Origin of the sequence: Neisseria sp. HMSC064D07 (assembly GCF_001837185.1) — a bacterium.
Classification (GTDB): Bacteria; Pseudomonadota; Gammaproteobacteria; order Burkholderiales; family Neisseriaceae; genus Neisseria; species Neisseria flavescens_C.
The window spans coordinates 1-20880 of sequence record NZ_KV831662.1 but is presented as its reverse complement, the minus strand read 5'-3'; the positions used below and the strand labels follow the sequence as shown (position 1 = coordinate 20880).

Annotated in this window: 20 protein-coding genes; 15 read left to right on the top strand and 5 right to left on the bottom strand. The window is 45.0% G+C overall.

Translation table 11 applies throughout. The annotated features are described in order from the left end of the window. The first annotated feature begins 207 nt into the window (after nucleotides 1–207). From HMPREF2608_RS03160 to HMPREF2608_RS03100, 13 genes are all read left to right on the top strand, one after another. Nucleotides 208–960 (top strand): PP2C family protein-serine/threonine phosphatase, encoded by a 753-nt coding sequence (locus HMPREF2608_RS03160; protein ID WP_070825951.1) that lies wholly within the window; start codon nucleotides 208–210, stop codon nucleotides 958–960. A gap of 41 nt (nucleotides 961–1001) precedes the next feature. Beyond that, the gene (locus HMPREF2608_RS03155; protein ID WP_070825950.1) at nucleotides 1002–2306 is read left to right on the top strand and encodes a DUF262 domain-containing protein; all 1305 of its coding nucleotides are present in this window, start codon (nucleotides 1002–1004) and stop codon (nucleotides 2304–2306) included. Next, nucleotides 2293–4278, top strand: a complete 1986-nt coding sequence (locus HMPREF2608_RS03150) for a DUF262 domain-containing protein (RefSeq protein WP_070825949.1) — start codon at nucleotides 2293–2295, stop codon at nucleotides 4276–4278. Before HMPREF2608_RS03155 ends, HMPREF2608_RS03150 begins: the two co-directional genes overlap by 14 nt. Before the next feature lie 113 nt (nucleotides 4279–4391). Then, nucleotides 4392–6134 (top strand): bifunctional alpha/beta hydrolase/class I SAM-dependent methyltransferase, encoded by a 1743-nt coding sequence (locus tag HMPREF2608_RS03145; protein ID WP_070825948.1) that lies wholly within the window; start codon nucleotides 4392–4394, stop codon nucleotides 6132–6134. Between the two features lie 456 nt (nucleotides 6135–6590). Beyond that, the gene (locus HMPREF2608_RS03140; RefSeq protein ID WP_070825947.1) at nucleotides 6591–7178 is read left to right on the top strand and encodes a hypothetical protein; all 588 of its coding nucleotides are present in this window, start codon (nucleotides 6591–6593) and stop codon (nucleotides 7176–7178) included. Nucleotides 7179–7182: 4 nt separating this feature from the next. After that, entirely contained in the window at nucleotides 7183–8469 is a 1287-nt protein-coding gene (locus HMPREF2608_RS03135; RefSeq protein ID WP_070825946.1) for a phosphatase PAP2/dual specificity phosphatase family protein, read from the top strand. Nucleotides 8470–8471: 2 nt separating this feature from the next. After that, complete coding sequence (locus tag HMPREF2608_RS03130; protein WP_070825945.1) at nucleotides 8472–8846, top strand: hypothetical protein; 375 nt, start codon at nucleotides 8472–8474, stop codon at nucleotides 8844–8846. 63 nt (nucleotides 8847–8909) lie between these two features. Continuing rightward, nucleotides 8910–9617 carry a lysophospholipid acyltransferase family protein gene (locus tag HMPREF2608_RS03125; RefSeq protein WP_049329007.1) on the top strand — a complete coding sequence of 236 codons (708 nt, stop codon included), beginning with the start codon at nucleotides 8910–8912 and terminating at the stop codon, nucleotides 9615–9617. Then, the gene (locus HMPREF2608_RS03120; protein ID WP_070825944.1) at nucleotides 9614–10603 is read left to right on the top strand and encodes a phosphatidate cytidylyltransferase; all 990 of its coding nucleotides are present in this window, start codon (nucleotides 9614–9616) and stop codon (nucleotides 10601–10603) included. The genes HMPREF2608_RS03125 and HMPREF2608_RS03120 overlap by 4 nt, the downstream gene beginning before the upstream one ends. Nucleotides 10604–10709: 106 nt before the next feature. Beyond that, on the top strand, nucleotides 10710–11330 hold the full coding sequence (locus HMPREF2608_RS03115) for a DUF2238 domain-containing protein (protein WP_070825968.1): 621 nt from the start codon (nucleotides 10710–10712) through the stop codon (nucleotides 11328–11330). A gap of 334 nt (nucleotides 11331–11664) precedes the next feature. Continuing rightward, nucleotides 11665–12672, top strand: coding sequence for a ubiquinone anaerobic biosynthesis protein UbiU (locus HMPREF2608_RS03110; protein WP_070825943.1), 1008 nt, complete (start codon nucleotides 11665–11667; stop codon nucleotides 12670–12672). A 10-nt stretch (nucleotides 12673–12682) separates the two neighbouring features. Beyond that, nucleotides 12683–13600, top strand: coding sequence for a U32 family peptidase (locus tag HMPREF2608_RS03105; RefSeq protein ID WP_070825942.1), 918 nt, complete (start codon nucleotides 12683–12685; stop codon nucleotides 13598–13600). Beyond that, nucleotides 13587–14033 (top strand): ubiquinone anaerobic biosynthesis accessory factor UbiT, encoded by a 447-nt coding sequence (locus HMPREF2608_RS03100; protein WP_070825941.1) that lies wholly within the window; start codon nucleotides 13587–13589, stop codon nucleotides 14031–14033. Before HMPREF2608_RS03105 ends, HMPREF2608_RS03100 begins: the two co-directional genes overlap by 14 nt. A gap of 153 nt (nucleotides 14034–14186) precedes the next feature. On the opposite strand, the gene ccoP is transcribed toward HMPREF2608_RS03100, so the two are convergent. From ccoP to ccoN, 4 genes are read right to left on the bottom strand one after another with little or no spacing between them, the layout of a single operon-like run. Beyond that, nucleotides 14187–15533 (bottom strand): cytochrome-c oxidase, cbb3-type subunit III, encoded by a 1347-nt coding sequence (gene ccoP / locus HMPREF2608_RS03095; RefSeq protein ID WP_084824547.1) that lies wholly within the window; start codon nucleotides 15531–15533, stop codon nucleotides 14187–14189. Next, nucleotides 15533–15730, bottom strand: coding sequence for a cbb3-type cytochrome oxidase subunit 3 (locus HMPREF2608_RS03090; protein ID WP_003748776.1), 198 nt, complete (start codon nucleotides 15728–15730; stop codon nucleotides 15533–15535). Before HMPREF2608_RS03090 ends, ccoP begins: the two co-directional genes overlap by 1 nt. A gap of 4 nt (nucleotides 15731–15734) precedes the next feature. Further along, nucleotides 15735–16346, bottom strand: coding sequence for a cytochrome-c oxidase, cbb3-type subunit II (gene ccoO / locus HMPREF2608_RS03085; protein ID WP_003748778.1), 612 nt, complete (start codon nucleotides 16344–16346; stop codon nucleotides 15735–15737). Between the two features lie 24 nt (nucleotides 16347–16370). Continuing rightward, a complete protein-coding gene (ccoN, locus tag HMPREF2608_RS03080) occupies nucleotides 16371–17804 on the bottom strand; it encodes a cytochrome-c oxidase, cbb3-type subunit I (RefSeq protein ID WP_003748780.1) in 1434 nt (477 codons plus the stop codon). A gap of 332 nt (nucleotides 17805–18136) precedes the next feature. On the opposite strand from ccoN, the gene HMPREF2608_RS03075 reads away from it, so the two are divergent. Next, nucleotides 18137–19888 (top strand): M61 family metallopeptidase, encoded by a 1752-nt coding sequence (locus HMPREF2608_RS03075; RefSeq protein WP_070825940.1) that lies wholly within the window; start codon nucleotides 18137–18139, stop codon nucleotides 19886–19888. 78 nt (nucleotides 19889–19966) lie between these two features. Further along, complete coding sequence (locus HMPREF2608_RS03070; RefSeq protein ID WP_070825939.1) at nucleotides 19967–20407, top strand: TIGR01244 family sulfur transferase; 441 nt, start codon at nucleotides 19967–19969, stop codon at nucleotides 20405–20407. Nucleotides 20408–20667: 260 nt separating this feature from the next. Here HMPREF2608_RS03070 and HMPREF2608_RS11440 read toward each other — a convergent pair. Next, on the bottom strand, nucleotides 20668–20880 hold a 213-nt coding region (locus HMPREF2608_RS11440; protein WP_070825938.1), incomplete at its 5' end, for a hypothetical protein.

Genomic DNA, 20880 nt, shown 5'->3' with positions numbered 1-20880 from the left:
ATTCGGGTTTCGATGGATGTATTAAAACATGACAAAATTAGCAGTTAATTAGTACTTGGTTAAACGCAGTAAAGGCCGTCTGAAAACTGTTCAGACGTCCTTTAACCTTAATCATCAAATTTCAAACGTATTACCCAAGTGTAAATCCGGAGGGTTAGAAAAAATGAAAAGCCTGCAATGAATATTCACCCAACAAACAGACAAATCATGAACAAATTTTGCGAAATCACCTTTTGCCAACAAATCGGCAGCAACAAACAACACAACCAAGATGCCCTTTTTAACGGCGAACAAGTGTTTCAATATAAACTCAAGACCGCTGAAACACGCCTTGAAACCCGTCCACGCTTTATCATCGGGATAGCCGACGGCATTTCCAATAGCAACCGTCCCGAAAAAGCCAGCAAATCCGCCATGCACCTATTAAGCCGCACAGCCAAACTCAGCCGTCAAATCATCAATCATGTACAAGCCGCTTTATCTCAAGAGCTGGCAGAGGATTATTTTGGTTCCTCAACCACTTTTGTTGCCACCGAAATCGACCAAACCACCGGCAAAACCAAAATCATCAGCGTAGGCGACAGTCGCGCCTATTTGATTGATACACAAGGAAAATGGAAGCAACTGACCCAAGATCACTCGATACTCTCCGAATTGCTGGATGATTTGTCGGATAAAAAAGAAGAAGAGTTCGCCACCATATATGGCGGCGTTTCTTCTTATCTAGCAGCAGATTATTCCGAATTCCAAGACAAAATGTGCCATATCGAACTTACGCTTAAAGCAGGAGAAAGCCTGCTGCTTTGTTCAGACGGCCTAAGCGACGCTCTTTCAGAAGAAATAAGAGAAAAAATTTGGCAACAATATGATAACGATAAGTCCCGTCTGACTGTATTTCGTAAATTAATTGCGAAACAAAGAGTTTATGATGATATGTCGGTAGTAGTTTGCCGATTGTAGTCTATAATGTTTACCTATTTTTCATACTAAGGGGTATCTATATGAGCATAGAAAAAGCAGAAATACTCAAGATTGATGACATATTTAAATTAAATTTGAGTATCCCTAATTATCAAAGACCATACAAATGGACAATCAAAAATGTACAACAATTAATCGATGACCTGCTCCAAAATTTTAGGGAGGGGAAAAAAATATACCGCATCGGAACAATTGTTTTAAATAAAAATAACGACTGTTCTGAAATAGTAGATGGCCAACAGCGGCTTATTACACTCTCGTTATTGCTTCATAAACTGGGGAAGGATGTGTCTCTTTTAAAGGAAAAACCGAATCATAGCATCAGCAAAAATAATATTACAACGAACTATAATTTTCTTAAAAACTATAATTTCACAAATGAATTTAAGGATTACCTCCTTAACAGGTGTGAAATGGTTTGTATTGAATTAAATGACTTAGATGAGGCTTTTCAATTTTTTGATTCACAAAATGCCAGAGGCAAACCTTTAGAATCTTATGACCTCTTAAAAGCCTATCATTTAAGAGACATGAGGGATAAAGACGAGAAGGTCATTCACCAATGTGTCGAACGCTGGGAAAAATCTGCAATGTCTAATGATATAAATAATTTAGATAAAATTATCAATTATATCTTATTTAGACTTCGCCGCTGGCATTACAAAGAGAATGCAGAAATATTTACATCAGATGAATTAGATACATTTAAAGGCGTTCATGAAAAAGTTGATTATCCTTATTTACACGGAATATTAGCTACTCATACCATACAAAAATTATTACATGAAAATCCATTTTTATATCGATCAATATCAGCATTTCAGGCCACACAAGTGTTAATCAATGGAAAATATTTCTTTGATTATATTGAACATTATACAGCCATCTATGAAAAACTATTCAAAGAAAAGGATGGATTGTTAGATAAAATTCATTCTATTAATGGAATTGATTTAGAAAAAGGAGTAATGGCTTTTTTAAACAATCATAAATACAGCTATCGAACTGGTGATAAATACATTAGAAATTTATTTGAATGTACCGTATTGTTCTACTTTGATAAATTTGGAGAAAGCCATTTTGAAGAATTTATAACCAAAGCTTTTCTATGGGCTTACCGTACTCGGGTAGAATATCAGCGCATTACCTTCACGACCATTGAGAAAAAGGCTAGTGCTCCAGCCGGATTAATTTCTTATATTGAAAGATCCATTACTCCCGAACAAATAATGCGTTTTATTCAACAAACCGGAAAAGTCAATTTTTCAAAACATGTAGACCCTAAAATAAAAGAGATTTTGGAAATTAAAGATGAAAACAAATAATGATTACGTAAAAACATTAACCATAAATGAATTATTAAATTTAAATAAAGACAAATATATTATTCCTATTTATCAACGTAATTACGCATGGGGAGATGATGAGATCAGCCTTCTTATTCAAGACCTATGGAATGCATATGAGAAAAATAAGAATAATAAGAATAATTATTATATTGGCAGCTTAGTCATTTATAAAAGAGAAAATGGAGATTTAGAAGTCATAGATGGACAACAACGATTGACCACACTGACTTTAATCATGCACTACTTAAAAATCATGCACTACTTAAAATCAGATACCTTTGTTAGAAATGTATCCTTTGAGCATAGAAATGACTCCGACGATGCCTTAGGACATCTTGACTCTGACTCCATACCTGATGTTTTTAAAAATGCTTTAAAATCAATAAAAAAATATTGGGAAACTGAGAGAACAGAAAAAGAAAGAATGGGTTTGGCAGAGTTCTTACAAGAAAACGTTAAAATTATTAGAACCGAAGTACCCGAAGACACCGACCTCAATCATTACTTTGAAATTATGAATACGCGGGGAGAGCAATTAGAAAAACATGAGATTATCAAGGCTACTTTAATGAAGGTTTTAGACACAGATAGTGAACGCTCTATTTTCGCCAAAATTTGGGATGCGTGTTCTGACATGAGCCGATATGTTGTAATGGAAATTAATTCGTCACTTAGAGAAAATATTTTTGGCAAAAATTGCGAAAATACTATTCCAAAAAAATTCAATGGCATTATTGAGAATATTGCTGATGCAGAAAAAACTCAAGGCTCCGCAAATGAAGAACAATCAATTCGTCAATTGATAACCGCCGATAATGGGGATATTCACTCTTCCAAAGAAAAAACAAACGAGCAGACAGATGGGCGTTTTAATTCCGTTATTGATTTCCCTAACTTCTTAATGCATATCTTGAAAATTTATCTAGAAAAATTTCCTACTGATCCTACTGACATTAACAAAATTACCTTTAAAGAGATTCCTCTGGATGAAAAAGAACTTTTGCGTGCTTTTGACAATGAAGACTGGGACAAAGAAAAGATTGTAAATTTTATAGATATATTGCTATCTTGTCGGCATTTGTTTGATAAATATATTATTAAATCAAATTCACTACGTTCAGAAGATGAGCATTGGTCTTTATGGGAAATCAAAAAAAAGGAATCAAAGAATTATTACTATAAAAATGTTTTCAGTGACGACAATGACGATAATAATGATTCCAATGATACTGAAGAAACTAATGATAGAACTAAAAACGCAATAATGTTGCTTTCTATGTTTCATGTTTCTAATCCATCCCGAATCTATAAAAACTGGCTATATGCTACATTGCGTTGGTTATTCGAGAATAAGAAAAGTATTACTCAAGAGACATATATTCAGTTTCTTGAAAATCTTTGTGATAAATTTTATTTTGAAAACAACTGCAATGGAAACAGGGATTTTATGAAAATTATCTTAAATGATAATTACACCACCCCTTCAGTACATAAGTCTTGGAATGATGGAGTAAACGTCCCAAATTTTGTATTTAATCGCTTGGATTATCAATTATGGAAATATCAAGACAAGGTAGAGGTCTTTTCAGCTATTAACCAATCTAAACAATCTATCTGGAAAAATTTTAGATTTAGTTTTAGAAGCTCGGTTGAGCACCATTACCCACAAAATCCCTCTCAAGATTTTGGCCTAGATAAATTAGATACAAATGTCTTAGATAATTTTGGCAATCTATATTTGTTATCTCAAAGTAAAAATTCCAGTTTCAGTAATAAACTTCCAGATTGGAAACGGCAGTATTACAAAGAAAAGGATACTTATGATAGCTTAAAACAAGCTATTATGATGAGTTACGAAAACTGGACAGAAAGCGAGATAAAAGATCATGAGAAAAAAATGCTAAAAATCTTAAATGAACCACTGACTGACTCATCGTATCGACCATAATCGGCACTTAACATATCTCCCCATCATTGCATTCGTCCGTCCATCGGATAATCATTGCATTTATTCGATATGTCATGATACTGTTCAAAAAATATGACTATTAGGAGTTTCTCATGTCCGAACAGCAAAAATACTTTTCTACCCAAGACGGTACTTCGCTTTTCTACCGCTATCGCCCTGCTGCCGATGGTTCTTCCGACAAAGCCATTGTGCTGTTCCATCGCGGACATGAGCATTCCGGCCGAATGATGTTTGTGGCGGATGAACTGGGTTTCAACGATTTTGCCTATTTTGCTTGGGACGCGCGCGGTCATGGTTACAGCCCCGGTGAACGCGGCGATAGTCCGAGTATTGGCACTTCGGTTTCAGACGTAGATGATTTTATCCGACACATCCAAAGCGAATACGGCATCAAACCTGAAAACATTTGCGTGATTGCGCAAAGTGTCGGCGCGGTATTGGTTTCTACTTGGTTGCACGATTACGCACCGAAAATCCGTTGCGCTGTATTGGCTTCGCCTGCGTTCAAAGTCAAACTCTATGTTCCGTTTGCCCGTACCGGTTTGAAACTCATGCAAAAATGGCGCGGCAATTTCTTTGTCAACAGCTACGTCAAAGCCCACTATCTGACCCACAATGTCGAACGTCAAAAAAGCTACGACAATGACCCGCTTATTGCCCGCGCCATTTCTGTGCGCATTCTGCTGGGTTTATATGAGGCGGCCGAACGTGTAGTCGCCGATGCACAAGCGATTACTACGCCTGTACAACTGTTGATTTCAGGCAGCGATTGGGTCGTTCATCACAAACCGCAACACGATTTCTACAATCGTTTGGGCAGCCATATTAAAGAGCGCCATATCCTGCCAGGTTTCTACCACGATACTTTAGGCGAGCAAGACCGTGAAATCGCGTTTGTAGAAATGCGCCGTTTTATCCGCGAGCGTTTCAATCAGCCTTTACAACAAGTCGATCTGACTCAAGCGCACTTATTTGGAGACAGCCGTCGTGAAGCTGACGAACTGGCTACGCCTTTGCCTGTTTGTACGCCTCGCAGCGCATTTTGGGCAATATATCGTGCCTCGCTCAAACTGGGTGCGCGCTGGAGTGAAGGCTTGAGAATCGGTCAAGAAACAGGTTTTGATTCAGGCAGCACGCTGGATTACGTCTACCGCAATCAACCGCAAGGCAGTAACGCTTTCGGTGTATGGGTGGACAAATACTATCTCAATGCCATCGGCTGGCGCGGCATCCGCCAACGCAAAGTCAATATCGGCAAAGCCATTCAGACGGCCTCAGCCAAACTGCGTGAAGCAGGGAAACCTGTACACGTTTTGGATATTGCATCCGGTCATGGCCGCTATGTATTGGATGCCCTGACTGCCGACACATTGCCTGATTCCGTGCGCTTGCGCGATTACAGCCCGATTAATGTCGAAGCCGGTCGCAAGCTGATTGCCGAGCGCGGCTTGCAAAACACGGTAACCTTCAATGAAGTCAATGCTTACGACTGCGCCAATTATCACGATTTGCAGCCGCGTCCAACGTTGGGCATCGTCTCCGGCCTGCACGAATTGTTTGCCGACAACGATTTGATTTTGAACTCACTCTACGGCTTCGGCGAAGCCATTGAAACTGGCGGCTACCTGATTTACACCGGCCAGCCTTGGCATCCGCAACTGGAAATGATTGCCCGCGCCCTGACCAGCCACAAAGCAGGCAGCCCAAACTGGGTAATGCGCCGCCGCAGTCAGCAGGAAATGGATCAGTTGGTTGAAAAGGCCGGTTTTGAAAAAATCCATCAATGGATAGACGAAGACGGTATTTTCACCGTGAGTTTGGCAGTGAAGAAATAAAAAGAGCAGTTTATCAATTACCGTTGTTTCGCACACAGAAGAATTTTTTTGGATTTCTTCGTGTGCAAAATGGCGGTTGAAATATGCAAAAATTTTTAGTTTTGTCTGGCAATCGATAAAACAACGAAAGGTCGTCTGAAACTTTATGTCTGTTTTCAGACGGCCTCAATAAAGCTTAAACCGTTCATCTAAAATTAACAGCTAATACGAATAGGTCCGCAGTTTTTAAAGATAAAACAGTTACATATATCACTAATACCCTACCACATTTACGTGACGTTCAAATTTATAGCGATATTCAGTTTTTTACCATTGTCACATTATGATAAACAACATAGTCTGCAGGAGTACCAGTAGTAGATAAGAATTTCATCTAGTATGACTCCTAGCCATTCAAAGAAATTCTCGGGAAAAGTGATTACGCTTGTATAAATTTTAATAAATTGAAACTTCATAATGAAAAAACTACTTGCATTACTACTTGTTTCTACCTTTTCATCCGTCTGCTATGCCGATGCGGTTGACTGGACACTTTTGCTGCAATCTATGAAGAAGGGTTGTACGTTTGATTCTGAAGCCTTGCCTTATGGAAAGTCCGACATCGGCAAACTGCCTGCCAAATACCGCGCATCCGTTGCCCGAAGCCACAGCAAGCAGACAGCGTCAGATGGTGAGGCATTCACTATTGAATTGAAAAATTCTGTTGCTTTTGGGCAGCCCTTATCAGCTTTGATCATTGAATCTAATGAAGGATACGGCTACGTCAAAATGAAATTTGCCCGAAATGCCGATGTATCTAAGCTTATCCCCTTATTCACAATACCAACCAATAAACAACGCGGTATGTTGGCCGTCGGCATGGCGAAGAATTTTTGTGCCAAAGATGCAAATGGGACGTTGACTGAATACCAATCTTCACAGCATCACTGGAGAGCCGTTTCAACAGATGGTCCGTGGCAGGAATTCCGCTACCATCCAAAAGAAAACGCTTTATCCTGCCTTCGCTCCGATCAATACGGCGATGAATTGAGATGTCCAAAATAAGTCCATGAAACCCACCCTCAAAACCTCCCTACTCAAGCTGATTTTAGTCGGTATCCTGTTCTACACCAGCTACGGCTTGTCCAATCATTACGCAGCGTCGCTGGACTATGTGCCTGAAATTGCTTTTGCATGGGAGAGCAATATCCCGTTTTGGGCATGGACGATTGTGCCTTATTGGTCGCTAAACCTGATGTATGCCGCGGCATTTTTTCTTTGCCGTGATACACAAGAACAAAACCGATATGTAGCGCACCTTGTAGCCGCTCAACTGATTGCGACTGCTTGCTTTGTGCTGTTTCCGCTGCGTTTCGGGTGGCCTAAACCGCCTGCTGATGGGCTGTCAGGCTGGCTGTTTGATTCATTGGCTGCGTTTGATTTGCCGTACAACCAAGCGCCATCTTTGCATATTGCATTGGCGATTATCGTGGGTGCATTTTATTGGACACGCTTTCCCAAAATCCGCCTGCCGCTTTTCTTATGGCAAAGCCTGATTGCCTTGTCGGTACTGACGACTTATCAACATCATTTTATTGACGTGCCGACCGGTGCATTGCTCGGCTGGCTGGTGTTGTGGGCTTTTCCGCGTCAGATGACTTCGCCGTTAAGACTGAGCTCAAATGATGTACGCTCAAGAAAGATTGCGCTGCTGTATTTGCTTGGCGCGTGTTTGACGGCGTTACCTGCGCTGCTGGGTGGCGTGTGGCTGTGGTTTATATGGATTAGCGTGTCTTTGCTGATGGTGGCCTTTGCCTATTTGACTGGGAATGCAAACATATTCCAAAAACAGGCTAACGGTAAATTATCGGCGGCAGCGACGGTTTTACTATTGCCTTATCTGGTGGGCGTACGGCTAAACATGGCGTATTGGTTACGCGGTAAGGCGAAAACGGCACAAGTCCGCAATGATGTATGGATTGGCAGCGTTTTGGGTATTTCAAACCATCTGCCTGCCGTATTGGATGTATGCGCCGAATATCCCTGCCGTAGCTATCAGGGAGCATATCGCGCTCTGCCTTTACTGGATATGGTAACGCCGTCTGAAAACGATTTGGTTCAGACGGCCTTGATATTGGAAACCTTACACCAAAAACACGGCAAAGTGCTGGTATGTTGCGCTTTGGGTTATGGAAGAAGTGCCGCAGTGGTGCTGACGTGGCTGCTGGTCTATGGTGGCTGCAAAAACTTGGCGCAAGCGAAGGCCGAACTCAAACAGGCTCGGCCGCAAATGGTATTATCGCCGGCCACCGCCCAAGCAGTTGAAGCTGCGGCCAACCGTTTAAAACAAGGATAATGATGGACAACGCAACCGACAGCCGTATTACTGCCCACCTGCTCTCTACCGCACATTATGTTGCCGCCTGCAATGCCTTGCTGCTCGCCTTTTCGGCAAAATATGGCGGCGCATGGTTTGCGGTGCAACTTGTCTTGGCAGCAGTTTTGCTGTACTGCCATATCCGCATTCACTTCGACCGTCGCGTGTTCCAAGACTTTGCCGACAACCGCTACTCTCCTGAAGACTTCGACCACGCCTTACAGCAAAACAGTTTGCGTCAAATTTCAGGCAGCCGTACTTTGACCCAACGGATAAACGGCGCACTTTCCTTATGGCGCAAAAGCTTATACCTGACCGTCGCACAATTTTTAATTTTGCTTATCCAAAGCATTTGATTATTTTTGCTAATTTACCCAAACCAGATCTAGAGCGGTATCTCACTTCAAAAGGCAGAAACAATGAAAAACTTCCTCAAAAAACAACTTGCCTGGCTGACCGACCAAGCCTTATGTCTGTCGGTCTCTTTTCTTACGGGCGTACGCCCCAAAAGCCCGCGCGAGCTGACATTCAATCAGCACCAAAAGGTCTATTACGCCAATCACGGCAGCCATGGCGATTTTGTGCTGGTGTGGATTTCCCTGCCCCGCCGCTGGCGCTTGTCCACGCGCCCTGTCGCCGGTTCGGATTACTGGCTGACGAGCAAACTCAAACGCTTCATCATTCAAAATGTTTTCAACGCCTTGCTGATTCCGCGTCATAGCGATAATCCGCAAGCGATTACCGAACAGATGAAAGATGCGCTGAACGCAGGCGATTCCTTGATTATTTTCCCTGAAGGCACGCGCAACACTGACGACAACACCATCCTGCTGCCATTCAAGTCCGGAATTTATCATCTGGCGAAAAGCAAACCCAATACCGAATTTGTGCCGATTTGGATAGACAACATCAGCCGCGTACTGCCCAAAGGCAAAATCCTGCCTATCCCGCTTTTGTGTGAAGTCCATATCGGACAGCCGCTTACTTTGCAGGAAAACGAAGACAAAGACAGCTTTTTGACACGTAGCCGTGAAGCGCTGCTGGCACTCAGGCCGTCTGAAAACGACCGCAGCGAGCTTCGCCAAAATGAATCTGAAGTTCAGCAAAACAAAGGAGGACAAGCATGAGCCTTTCTACGACTTCCCAACAAATCATTGTCGAACAAGCCGCCGCTCATCTGACTCCGCAAGCCAGCTATATTTTTGTCGGCGTATTTGCCGTATTGTGTTTTGCCAGCATCATCGGACAATGGCTCAAGCGTAAAAACGGCGCAGATAATGCCACCATCGCCAACCTCAACGCCCGCATTTACGCATGGTGGCTGATGACGCTGGTGTTGCTGGGCGCGTTTTGGTTCGGAAAAATCGGGACGGTTGTACTGTTTTTCCTGATTTCATTTACCGCACTGCGCGAGTTTATGACCCTCGTCTATCGCCGCCGCAGCGACTATTACAGCATGGTGGTCTGCTTTTACCTGTTGCTGCCGGTGCAATACTATTTCGTCTATGACGGCTGGTATGGCATGTTCAGCATTTTTATTCCGGTTTACGGCTTTTTGATACTGCCGATTATTGCCAGCCTCAGCGGCCAAACCGCGCATTTTTTGGAACGCGCCGCCAAAACACAATGGATGGCGATGATTTGCATCTTCTGTCTGTCCCATGTTCCGGCGCTGATGTTTCTGGACTTGGACGGCTTCGACAACGGCAACAATATCCTATTACTGATCTTCCTGATTGGCGTGGTTCAAGTATCGGATGTGTTGCAATACGTTTGGGGCAAACTGATTGGCGGTGCAAAAATCATGCCTTCGCTTTCGCCGTCAAAAACCATTTCCGGCACTGTCGGCGGTATTTTGTCGGCCACTGCCATTGCCGCGTTGATGGCGCCGATTACGCCGTTCTCCCACGGCCAAGCGGCCGTTATTGGCTTTATCGTCTGCCTGATGGGCTTCTTTGGCGGCCTGGTTATGTCTGCCATCAAACGCGATTATGGTGTCAAAGACTGGGGCAATATGATACGCGGCCACGGCGGCATGCTTGACCGCGTGGATTCGATTTGCTTTGCTGCACCGGTGTTTTTCCACATCACCCGTTATTTCTGGAACGGCTAAACTTCAGGCCGTCTGAAAGATGTTTTCAGACGGCCTTGAATGTATGAAACTGCCAGCCCTGCCAATTCGTTATACAATACGCAACCATTGTTATTACACACACAACATGAATAAACCTTCTCCAATCTTTCCCATTTTTCTTGCTACGATTATCTTCGCCCTCATTGTTTGGTCAGGCATTAATCCTCATGACCGCGCGGTCTGGTACGCCGAAATCATCCCCGTAGCATCCGTATTCTTCCTTCTGGTTGCCACCTACCGCATTTTCCGCTTCAGCAACCTGGCCTACTTATTCATGAGTTTCTGGCTGATCATGCATTCAATCGGTGCATACTATACTTTTGCAGATGTACCGTTTGAATCCATCAACCGCTTTTTTGAACCAATTTTGGGCGAAAACCGCAATCATTACGACCGTATTGCCCACTACATCATCGGCTTTTATGCCTACCCGATGGCCGAATGGCTGCTGCGCCGCAGGCTGTGTAATCTGCCGCTGGCTTTGTTTTTCGGGCTGTTCTTCATCATGAGTGTGGCTGCCGCCTATGAAATCATCGAATGGCAATATGCCGTCATTGACGGCGGAGAAGCCGGACTGGAATTCTTGGGTTCTCAAGGCGATATTTGGGACGCGCAAAAAGACATGCTTGCCGATACTTTGGGCGCGTTAACTTCTCTGTTTATTTTTGTGTTTACCCGACCCGATAAACGCTTGGGTTTCTCTTAAATCTACCCCTTTAAAGCGAAAAGCCGTCTGAAACCAGATTTTCAGACGGCCTTTTTTCATTTTTCTATCGCCATTATTGTAAAAATTAATAAATGCGATAGTTAAAAACATAAGCCGATTTTGAAACAAAATCCGTCATCAAAATTTTTAAGCACATGAAATATATAAAAAACAACGTCTGTTAAGATTTTGTAAACAACATGCCTACGTCAACATGAATTTCTCGATTTGATTTAAGTCAGCATATCTTGTGTCATTAATCCATAAAATATCCGGAATTCTACAAAATATTGATTAACCCGATAGAGGTTATCATCAAGACGAGGAACACAAAATGCAGAAAACTCCAGAATTGGTCTGCCCCGCCGGCAACCTGCCTGCACTGAAAACCGCTGTGGACAACGGTGCGGACACGGTTTATATGGGTTTGAAAGATGCGACCAATGCACGAAACTTTCCGGGACTGAATTTCGACATGAAATCTGCGCGGGAAGGCGTAGCTTACGCCCATGCGCGCGGGCGCAATGTACTGATGGCCATCAATACATTCGCACAAGCCGGCCAAGTGGAGCGTTGGCATGCTGCTGTGGATACGGCGGCGGATTTGGGTGCCGATGCGATTATTGTTGCCGACCCCGCCATCATGGCGTATGCGGCAGACAAACATCCGAATTTACGCCTGCATATGTCAGTACAAGGTTCGGCCACCAATTACGAAGCCATCAATATGATGAAAGAGCTGTTCGGCATCCGTCGTGCCGTTTTGCCGCGCGTGCTGACCATCGATCAGGTCAAACATGTAATTGACAATACTGATGTGGAAATTGAAGTCTTTGGCTTCGGCAGTTTGTGTGTGATGGTGGAAGGCCGTTGCATCTTGTCGAGCTATGCAACAGGCGAATCGCCCAATATGCAAGGTGTCTGCTCTCCGGCAAAATCCGTCCGCTGGGAACAACTGCCCGACCGCATGAACGTACGTCTAAACCAGGTATTGATAGACCAATACAAACCCAATGAACCGGCAGGTTATCCAACCTTGTGCAAAGGCCGCTTTGAAGTCAATGATGAAACCTACTATGCTTTGGAAGAACCGACCAGCCTGAATGTTTTGGAAATGTTGCCCGAACTCATCAAAATCGGTGTGTCCGCCATCAAAATCGAGGGACGCCAACGCAGTCCGATGTATACGGCGCAAGTAACCAAATCCCTGCGCCAAGCACTGAATGCAGCCGCAGCCGACCCGTCGCATTTCAAAGTCAATCCGTCCTGGAACAATGCCTTGAGCAAAGTTTCGGAAGGTCATCAGACAACTTTGGGCGCATACAACCGCCCATGGAAATAAGGGGAAGAAAATGAATTCATTGAAATTGTCGCTGGGCCCTATTTTATTTTTCTGGCAAAAAGAAGCCCTACTGGAATTTTACGTTTCCATGCTGGATACGCCGTTGGACACTGTTTATTTAGGTGAGGTAGTCTGCTCACGCCGTCAGAAAATGCGCTTTGCCGACTGGTTCGGACTGGCTGAAGACTTGGCGGAAAGCGGTAAGGAGATTATTCTTTCTTCACAAGTCCTGCTCGAAAGCGAATCCGATCTGAAACGCCTGCGCAAAATCACGGAGCAGGGAAAGTTTAAAGTTGAAGCCAACGACATGGGGGCGGTTAAATTGGCACGCGAACATGGCATTCCTTTTGTTGCCGGTGCAAGCCTAAATATCTACAACGAAACCACTTTGGACGTATTCCGAAAATTAGGGGCATTCCGCTGGATTGCACCGTCCGAGCTGAGCCGCGATAAGGTTGCCGAAATTATTAAGGCTTCAGACGGCATTGAAACCGAACTCTTCGCTTGGGGTAAAATGCCGCTCGCCTATTCATCACGTTGCTTTACCGCCCGCCATTACAATCTGAATAAAGACAGTTGCGAGTTCCGCTGCCTCGATCATGAGCACGGTATGGCTATGAATACGCGAGAAGGCCAGCCGTTTCTCACCATCAACGGCATCCAAACCATGTCTTACGGCTGCCAAAACCTACTGCCCCACCATGAAGACTTGAATAAAATCGGCGTGAATATGCTCAGACTGTCGCCACAAATGCACAGCATGGCTGAAATTATCCAAATTCACCGCGATGTATTGGACGGAAAAGCCACATGGGAAGATATCCGCCCCGAGTTGGAACGACTGACTACCGGAACACTGGTTGACGGCTATTGGCGCGGTCAGCCCGGTATTGAAACCGTGAAGGAGGCATATTATGGCGCTGCCTGAAATCATATTACCCAAATGGATGGCAAAAATCGGTACCAAACTTCCCGGCAAACCTCCACGCTTTGTTTTGGTCTCCGTATTGAATACCATGCTGAAAAAAGGTTTACTGCCTGCCGATATGGAACTTTTTGCCGGAAGAAAATTCGAAATCGAAGTTTTGGATGCCGGCATTAAAGTGCGGTTTAGTGCCAATACGGAAAAATTCCTGGATGACAACTTCAGCGGGGCCCCCGATCTGAGGCTGGCCGCCAACGGTATAGACTTCATGCGCATGATGATGCGCGAGGAAGACCCCGATACCTTATTTTTCAACCGTAAATTGCAAATTGAAGGCGATACGGAATTGGAATTAATTACCAAAAACTTACTCGACAGTGTCGAGTGGCCTTTCAGCGAATGGTTCCTGAAACGCAGTACGTCCACTTTGGATTGATTAATTTTGGTTGAACCAAGAACAAAGGCCGTCTGAATGTTTCAGACGGCCTTATATATTTCACCTCTTTGATATGTCTTCTCTTATTGGTTTTATCAAATATAAAAAAGCGTACCTTGTTAGGTACGCTTTTTTTTTCAATCCGACTCAAAATTAGAATTTTGCACCGGACTCATTTGCCATAAAGTCTACAGCCGCTTTCACTTCATCGTCACTCAAGCTGCTGTTGCCGCCTTTGGCAGGCATTGAATTAAAACCTTCAAGCGCGTGTTTGTGCAAAGTATCTTTACCTTGCTTAATTCGAGGAGCCCAGTCGTCTTTTTTACCGACAACAGGTGCGCCCGGAATCATACCGCCATGACATGTTTTACAGTTGGCTTCAAAAACAGCTTTGCCGTCTACCTTAACCGGAGCCGCTTCTGCTTTTTCAGCAGGTTTGGCTTCAGCAGCCGGAGCAGCTTTAGTATCTGAAGCAGCTTTATCGGCAGCAGGAGCAGAAGCAGCCGCCGGAGCAGAAGCATCGGCAGGTTGAGCTACCGGAGCAGGCTCGGCTTTTTTAGCAGGAGCTTTTTTACCGTCTTTGTTGGACAAACCCCAAACATAAGCGGTCATGATGTGCAGCTTGTCTTTGTCGAGGAAGTGACCCCAAGCAGGCATTTGGCTGCTGCGGCCGTTGGTAATGGTTTCGGTAATCGCTTTTTGAGTACCGCCCCACAACCATACATCGTCGGTCAGATTCGGGCCAAGGCCTTGGATACCTTGACCTTTGTCGCCGTGACAAGTGAAACAGTTGGCAGGTGGGCCGCTAAACAGGGCTTTACCACGCTCTGCACGTTCTTCGTCATATTGACCCTTAGGTTTAGAAAGAGACATAACATACTGTGTTACGTTTTTCACGCCTTCTTCACCCAAAGCAGGACCCCATGCCGGCATAGAGGCAGTACGGCCTTTTTCAATGGTTTCCTGAATTTTTTCAGGTTCACCACCCCACAACCAATCGTCGTCGGTCAAATTCGGGAAGCCTTTGGAGCCTTTGGCATCTGAGCCGTGACATTGGATACAGTAGGTATTGAAAAGGTTTTGTGCAATAGCACGGGCTTCAGGGTCTTTAGCCACTTTCTCAATCGGCATATTGGAAAATTTAGCATACACTTTACCGTATTGCTGATTGGCTTTGGCAACTTCTTCTTCATATTGACCATGGCTGCTCCAGCCCCACAGGCCTTTGTAATCGCCGATACCTGGATACATAATCAGGTAGCCGACGCCAAACAGCCATGTGCAGACATAAAGCCAAAACCACCAACGTGGCAGAGGATTGTTGTACTCCGAAATGCCGTCCCACTCATGACCTGTGGTTTTTACTTCTTCGCCTTTTTTAGGGCGTTTCACAACGTTTTGCGAAAGCAGAAGCCAAGCCAGGCCGATGAAGCTGAGCACGACGATAACGGCAATATATATACTCCAGAAACTACTGGTAAATTGGGATGTTGTGTTCATTATTTTGCTCCGTGATCACGGACTGACTGAGCTTGATCGTCCTTTTCAGACGGCCTTTGTTCGTCATTATCGAAAATACTGCTGGCAGCATCGTCATAGTTTTTCTTATTGCGTCTATTGAACACAATATAGAGAACTAAAATAAAGCTGATAAATACCCAAACAGTAAAGAGCGAGCGAGCCCAGTTAGCGTCCATGATGTTACCTTACGTTTTTCAATGCCAAGCCCAAGCCTTGCAGATAGGCAATAACAGCGTCCAGCTCTGATTTGTTAGCCAGCATTTCAGGTGCTTTGGCAATTTCTTCATCGCTGTAAGGTGTACCCACTTTACGCAGGGCTTTCATATGCGCCACAGTTGCCTCGGCATCGACTTTATTGCGTGCGAGCCATGGGAATGCAGGCATATTGGACTCCGGCACAACGTCGCGCGGGTTCAGCAGGTGGATGCGGTGCCATTCATCGGAATAACGGCCGCCAACACGAGCCAAATCCGGACCGGTACGTTTAGAACCCCATTGGAACGGATGGTCATAAACAGACTCACCGGCAACAGAGTAATGACCGTAACGTTCAGTTTCTGCACGGAATGGACGAATCATTTGAGAGTGGCAGTTGTAGCAGCCTTCGCGTACATAAATATCGCGACCGGCCACTTGCAGGGCGTTATATGGTTTCACGCCAGGTGCAGGTTCGGTAACTGCCTTGGTGAAGAACAGCGGAACAGCCTCAATCAGAAGGCCGACGCTGACTACAAGCAGGGTGAATACAATCAGTACACCGACTTTTTCTTCAGCTAATTGTTGTAATTTCATTTTGGTAGCCTATCTTTCTTGTCATTAGTGGTGTTGAGTTTGAGAAACCGCAGGAATCTCAGCATCAACTGCTTTACCACTGATAGCAGTACGGTAAACGTTATATGCCATGATGCACATACCGCTCAGGTACAGAAGACCGCCGGTGAAACGAATCATGTAGTAAGGCATGGTACGTTTTACGGATTCAACGAAGGAATAAGTCAGCGTGCCGTCGTCATTCAAAGAACCCCACATCAGACCTTGCATTACGCCGGCAATCCACATTGCAGCGATATACAGAACCACGCCGATGGTCGCGATCCAGAAATGCGCCTCAACCAATTTGGTGCTGTACATTTCATTTTTGCCGAACAAGCGGGGAATCATATAGTAAACGGAACCGATGGTTACAAAGCCCACCCAGCCCAATGCGCCGGCGTGAACGTGTGCAACAGTCCAGTCGGTGTAGTGGCTCAGAGCGTTAACGGTTTTGATAGACATCATCGGGCCTTCGAAGGTAGACATACCGTAGAAAGACAGAGAAACGATCAAGAATTTCAAAATCGGGTCGGTACGCAGTTTGTCCCATGCGCCGGACAGAGTCATGATACCGTTGATCATACCACCCCAAGAAGGCGCAAACAGGATCAAAGACAATACCATACCCAAAGATTGAGTCCAGTCAGGCAATGCAGTGTAGTGCAAGTGGTGAGAACCAGCCCACATATAAGTGAAAATCAAAGCCCAGAAGTGGACAACGGACAAGCGGTAAGAGTAAATCGGACGGCCTGCTTGTTTAGGTACGAAATAGTACATCATACCCAAGAAGCCGGCTGTCAGGAAAAAGCCCACCGCATTGTGGCCGTACCACCATTGAACCATCGCATCAATCGCACCTGCGTAAACCGGATAAGATTTCATCAAACCGGCAGGGATGCTGATATTGTTGACGATGTGCAACAGCGCAACGGCCAAGATAAAGCCGCCGTAGAACCAGTTGGCAACGTAAATATGTTTGATTTTACGTTTAGCAATCGTACCGAAGAATACGATAGCGTAGGCAACCCACACCAGCGTAATCAAAATATCGATAGGCCATTCCAACTCGGCGTATTCTTTACCTTGGGTGTAACCCATAGGCAAGCTGATGGCCGCAGCCACGATAACAGCCTGCCAACCCCAGAAGGTAAATGCAGGCAGCCAACCGCCAAACAGACGGGTATTACATGTACGTTGAACAACGTAGTATGATGTACCGATCAAACCGCAACCACCGAATGCAAAAATAACCGCATTGGTGTGCAGAGGACGCAGGCGGCCGAAGTGGAACCAAGGTCCGATATTGGATAAATCGAGGGCAGGAGCAAAAAGCTGGGCAGCGACGATAACGCCGACCAACATGCCCACAATACCCCAAACTACAGTCATGATGGCGAACTGGCGCACCACTTTGTAGTTATAAGTTTGTGTGTCCATGGAAGTCTCCATAAATTATGGGTATAAAAAATTTTTATCTCACCTCAACCATTACGTTTATGAAAAGCGCAATACGGCCAAGGCTCAAATTTTTCTAAATTTAACATAGACACCACAACATGCCAAGCAAAATTACATTCCACATTGCATAAAATATTTAGCAAGACATAAATTCATTTCTTTTATAATCAATAAATTATTAAAACATACGCATTAAATCGGACATGGTATTTTTTCAAGCCCCCTTTTTCATACAGTTTTATTGATATAGATTAAGCCTACCCTTTAAACCCCCTTATTCTTAATAAACTTTAGCAAATTAACCAATAGCCATGATTAATTACAAAATTACTCCCAACTTTCTGTCCCATGAATGGCACATCACCTTATCATTCACTCAAACTGATGATTCTGAAACAGAAATCAGCCTACCAAACTGGGTTCCCGGCAGCTACCTCATCCGTGACTTTGCCCGCCACATCACACACATCAACGCGCACTGCAACGGCAAAGCCCAGCCGCTGACACAAACCAGCAAAAACCATTGGCAAACCCCTGCTCTCAGTGGAGCGTGGGAAATTTACTACACTGTTTACGCATTCGACTTATCAGTTCGCGGCTCGTTCCTCAGCACCGAGCGCGGCTTTTTCGACGGCGCATGCCTATTCTTAAAAGTACACGGACAAGAGGAACAACCGCACCAAGTCGAATTTCCTATCCTGCCACACACATGGCAGATAGCCACAACCCTGCCACAAATTTCGGCGACCACTTTTCAGACGGCCTCATATGCCGAGCTTATTGATCACCCTGTTGAAACAGGCATCATCGAATTCCTCGACTTTGAAGCACAAGGTATTCCCCACCGTATTGCATTAAGCGGTATCTACCCCGATTTCGACCTCACCCGCTTCCTCGCCGATATTCAAAAAATCTGCGAAACCGAGTTGGCGATGTTCCCTTCCCCTGCCCCGTTTACCGAATACCTTTTCCTATTACATCTGGGCGACAACCTTTATGGCGGACTGGAACACATCAGCAGCACCGCCCTACTCGCCGACCGCCACAGTCTGCCATCTTACGATATGGGTGAAGCCGACAAAGCCTATACCGAACTACTCGGCCTCTTCTCCCATGAATACTTCCACGCATGGAACGTTAAATCCATCAAACCGGCCGTATTCGCACCTTACAACCTCGACCAAGAAAACTATACCGAGCAACTTTGGGCATTTGAAGGCATTACCTCCTACTACGACGACCTCTTTCTTGCCAGAAGCAAAACCATCAGCCCCGAAGCCTACCTTACCCTGCTTGCACAAAGCATCACTCGCGTACAGCAGACACAAGGCCGTCTGAAACAAACACTTGCCCAATCCAGTTTCAGCGCATGGGACAAATTCTACAAACAAGACGAAAACAGCCCCAACGCCATCGTCAGCTACTATCAAAAAGGCGCACTGGCCGCACTTTGCCTCGACCTCATCATCCGCGAAAAAAGCCAAGGCAAATACACCCTCGACAGCGTAATGCAGCAACACTATCGCGACTGGTGCGACACCTATCAAGGCATACCCGAAAAACACTGGCAATTCCGTTGCCAAGAAATCACAGGCTTGGATTTGGAGGCCTTCTTTCAGACGGCCTTATACAGCACCGATGATCTTCCGCTCGCAGAATGCCTGCAAAGCGTAGGTGTCAAACTCGACTTTATTCCCCTACCACGCCAGCACGGCGGAGCATTTGCCAGCGAACCACAATCGGTTGCCCCCGCCAACGATTTGGGCGCACGTTTCAAACAAAGTAGCGACCATGCTGTCCTGACTCATGTATTTAATGGCAGCAGCGCAGAAAATGCCGGACTCTGCCCGCAAGACAAAATCATCGCCTTAGGCGGCTATGCCTGCAACGACCTTGCAGCGCAGTGGAACAAACTGCCTATCGGCACGCGCACCACCATCCATTTCTTCCGCCAAGGCCTATTGCGCGAAACCAGCATCACAGTTCAAGCAGCAGAAGCCAATACCGCCCTGCTGCACATTACCGATCGCCAAAAACTCGAAAACTGGTTGTACAATCATTAAATAAAACTTCAAACGGCCTGCCACTTCCTAGGCCGTCTGAAATCTACATATCCGCTCAATATAAAGAAAGGAAAAACTATGCCCATCCGTAAACTGACTGACTCCCTCTATATTGCCCCCCAACTAACCGAAGCCGATGTCCAAGAGGCCGTACGTCTCGGCATCCAAACCGTTATCTGCAACCGCCCAGACGGCGAAGAAGAAAACCAACCGGCTTTTGCCGAAGTACAAAACTGGTTTAGAGAGGCCGGCATCAACCAATTTTCCCACCAGCCCGTTGTCGCGCCTCAAATCAACGCAGCCGATGTCGCAGCCTTCCAAAATCTGTTGCAACAATCTCCGGCTCCCATTCTTGCCTTCTGCCGTACCGGCACACGTTGCTCCCTGCTTTGGGGTTATCATCAAGTGCAACACGGCGCATCCGTAGCCGAAGTAGTTGCCGCAGCCGAACAGGCTGGCGTCAACCTCAGCAACTTTGAGACCCGCCTACAAGAAGCCAAAGATAAAGGTTTGGCTTAATACTTTATTTATATATAAGTAGTAGCCTTCAAACCAATCAGGCCGTCTGAAACCAATTCTTTCAGACGGCCTAATGACTTTTATTCACAATCAAACCTTATTTTTAATTTATTTCCACTATTCTAAAAATATATTTTCTAAATCAAACCCGAATTGACCTGTATCAATACCCTGACCCTATTTTCATTTATAATGCCTTTCGATGCTTCAGGGCCAAGCCCGAATCCTCCAGTTTTCCTCTATAAGAGCCAGCTCTCTTATTAAATGATTTTTCTTTCCTCTTGATGTGTGTGTGTTTGGGTGTGGCCGAAAGCCACCCCCCTTTTTTTATACCTACCCTCTTTAAGGCCGAGACCTTTGCAAAATTCCCCAAAATCCCCTAAATTCCCACCAAGACATTTAGGGGATTTCTCATGAGCACCTTCTTCCAGCAAACCGTACAAGCCATGATTGCCAAACACATCGACCGCTTC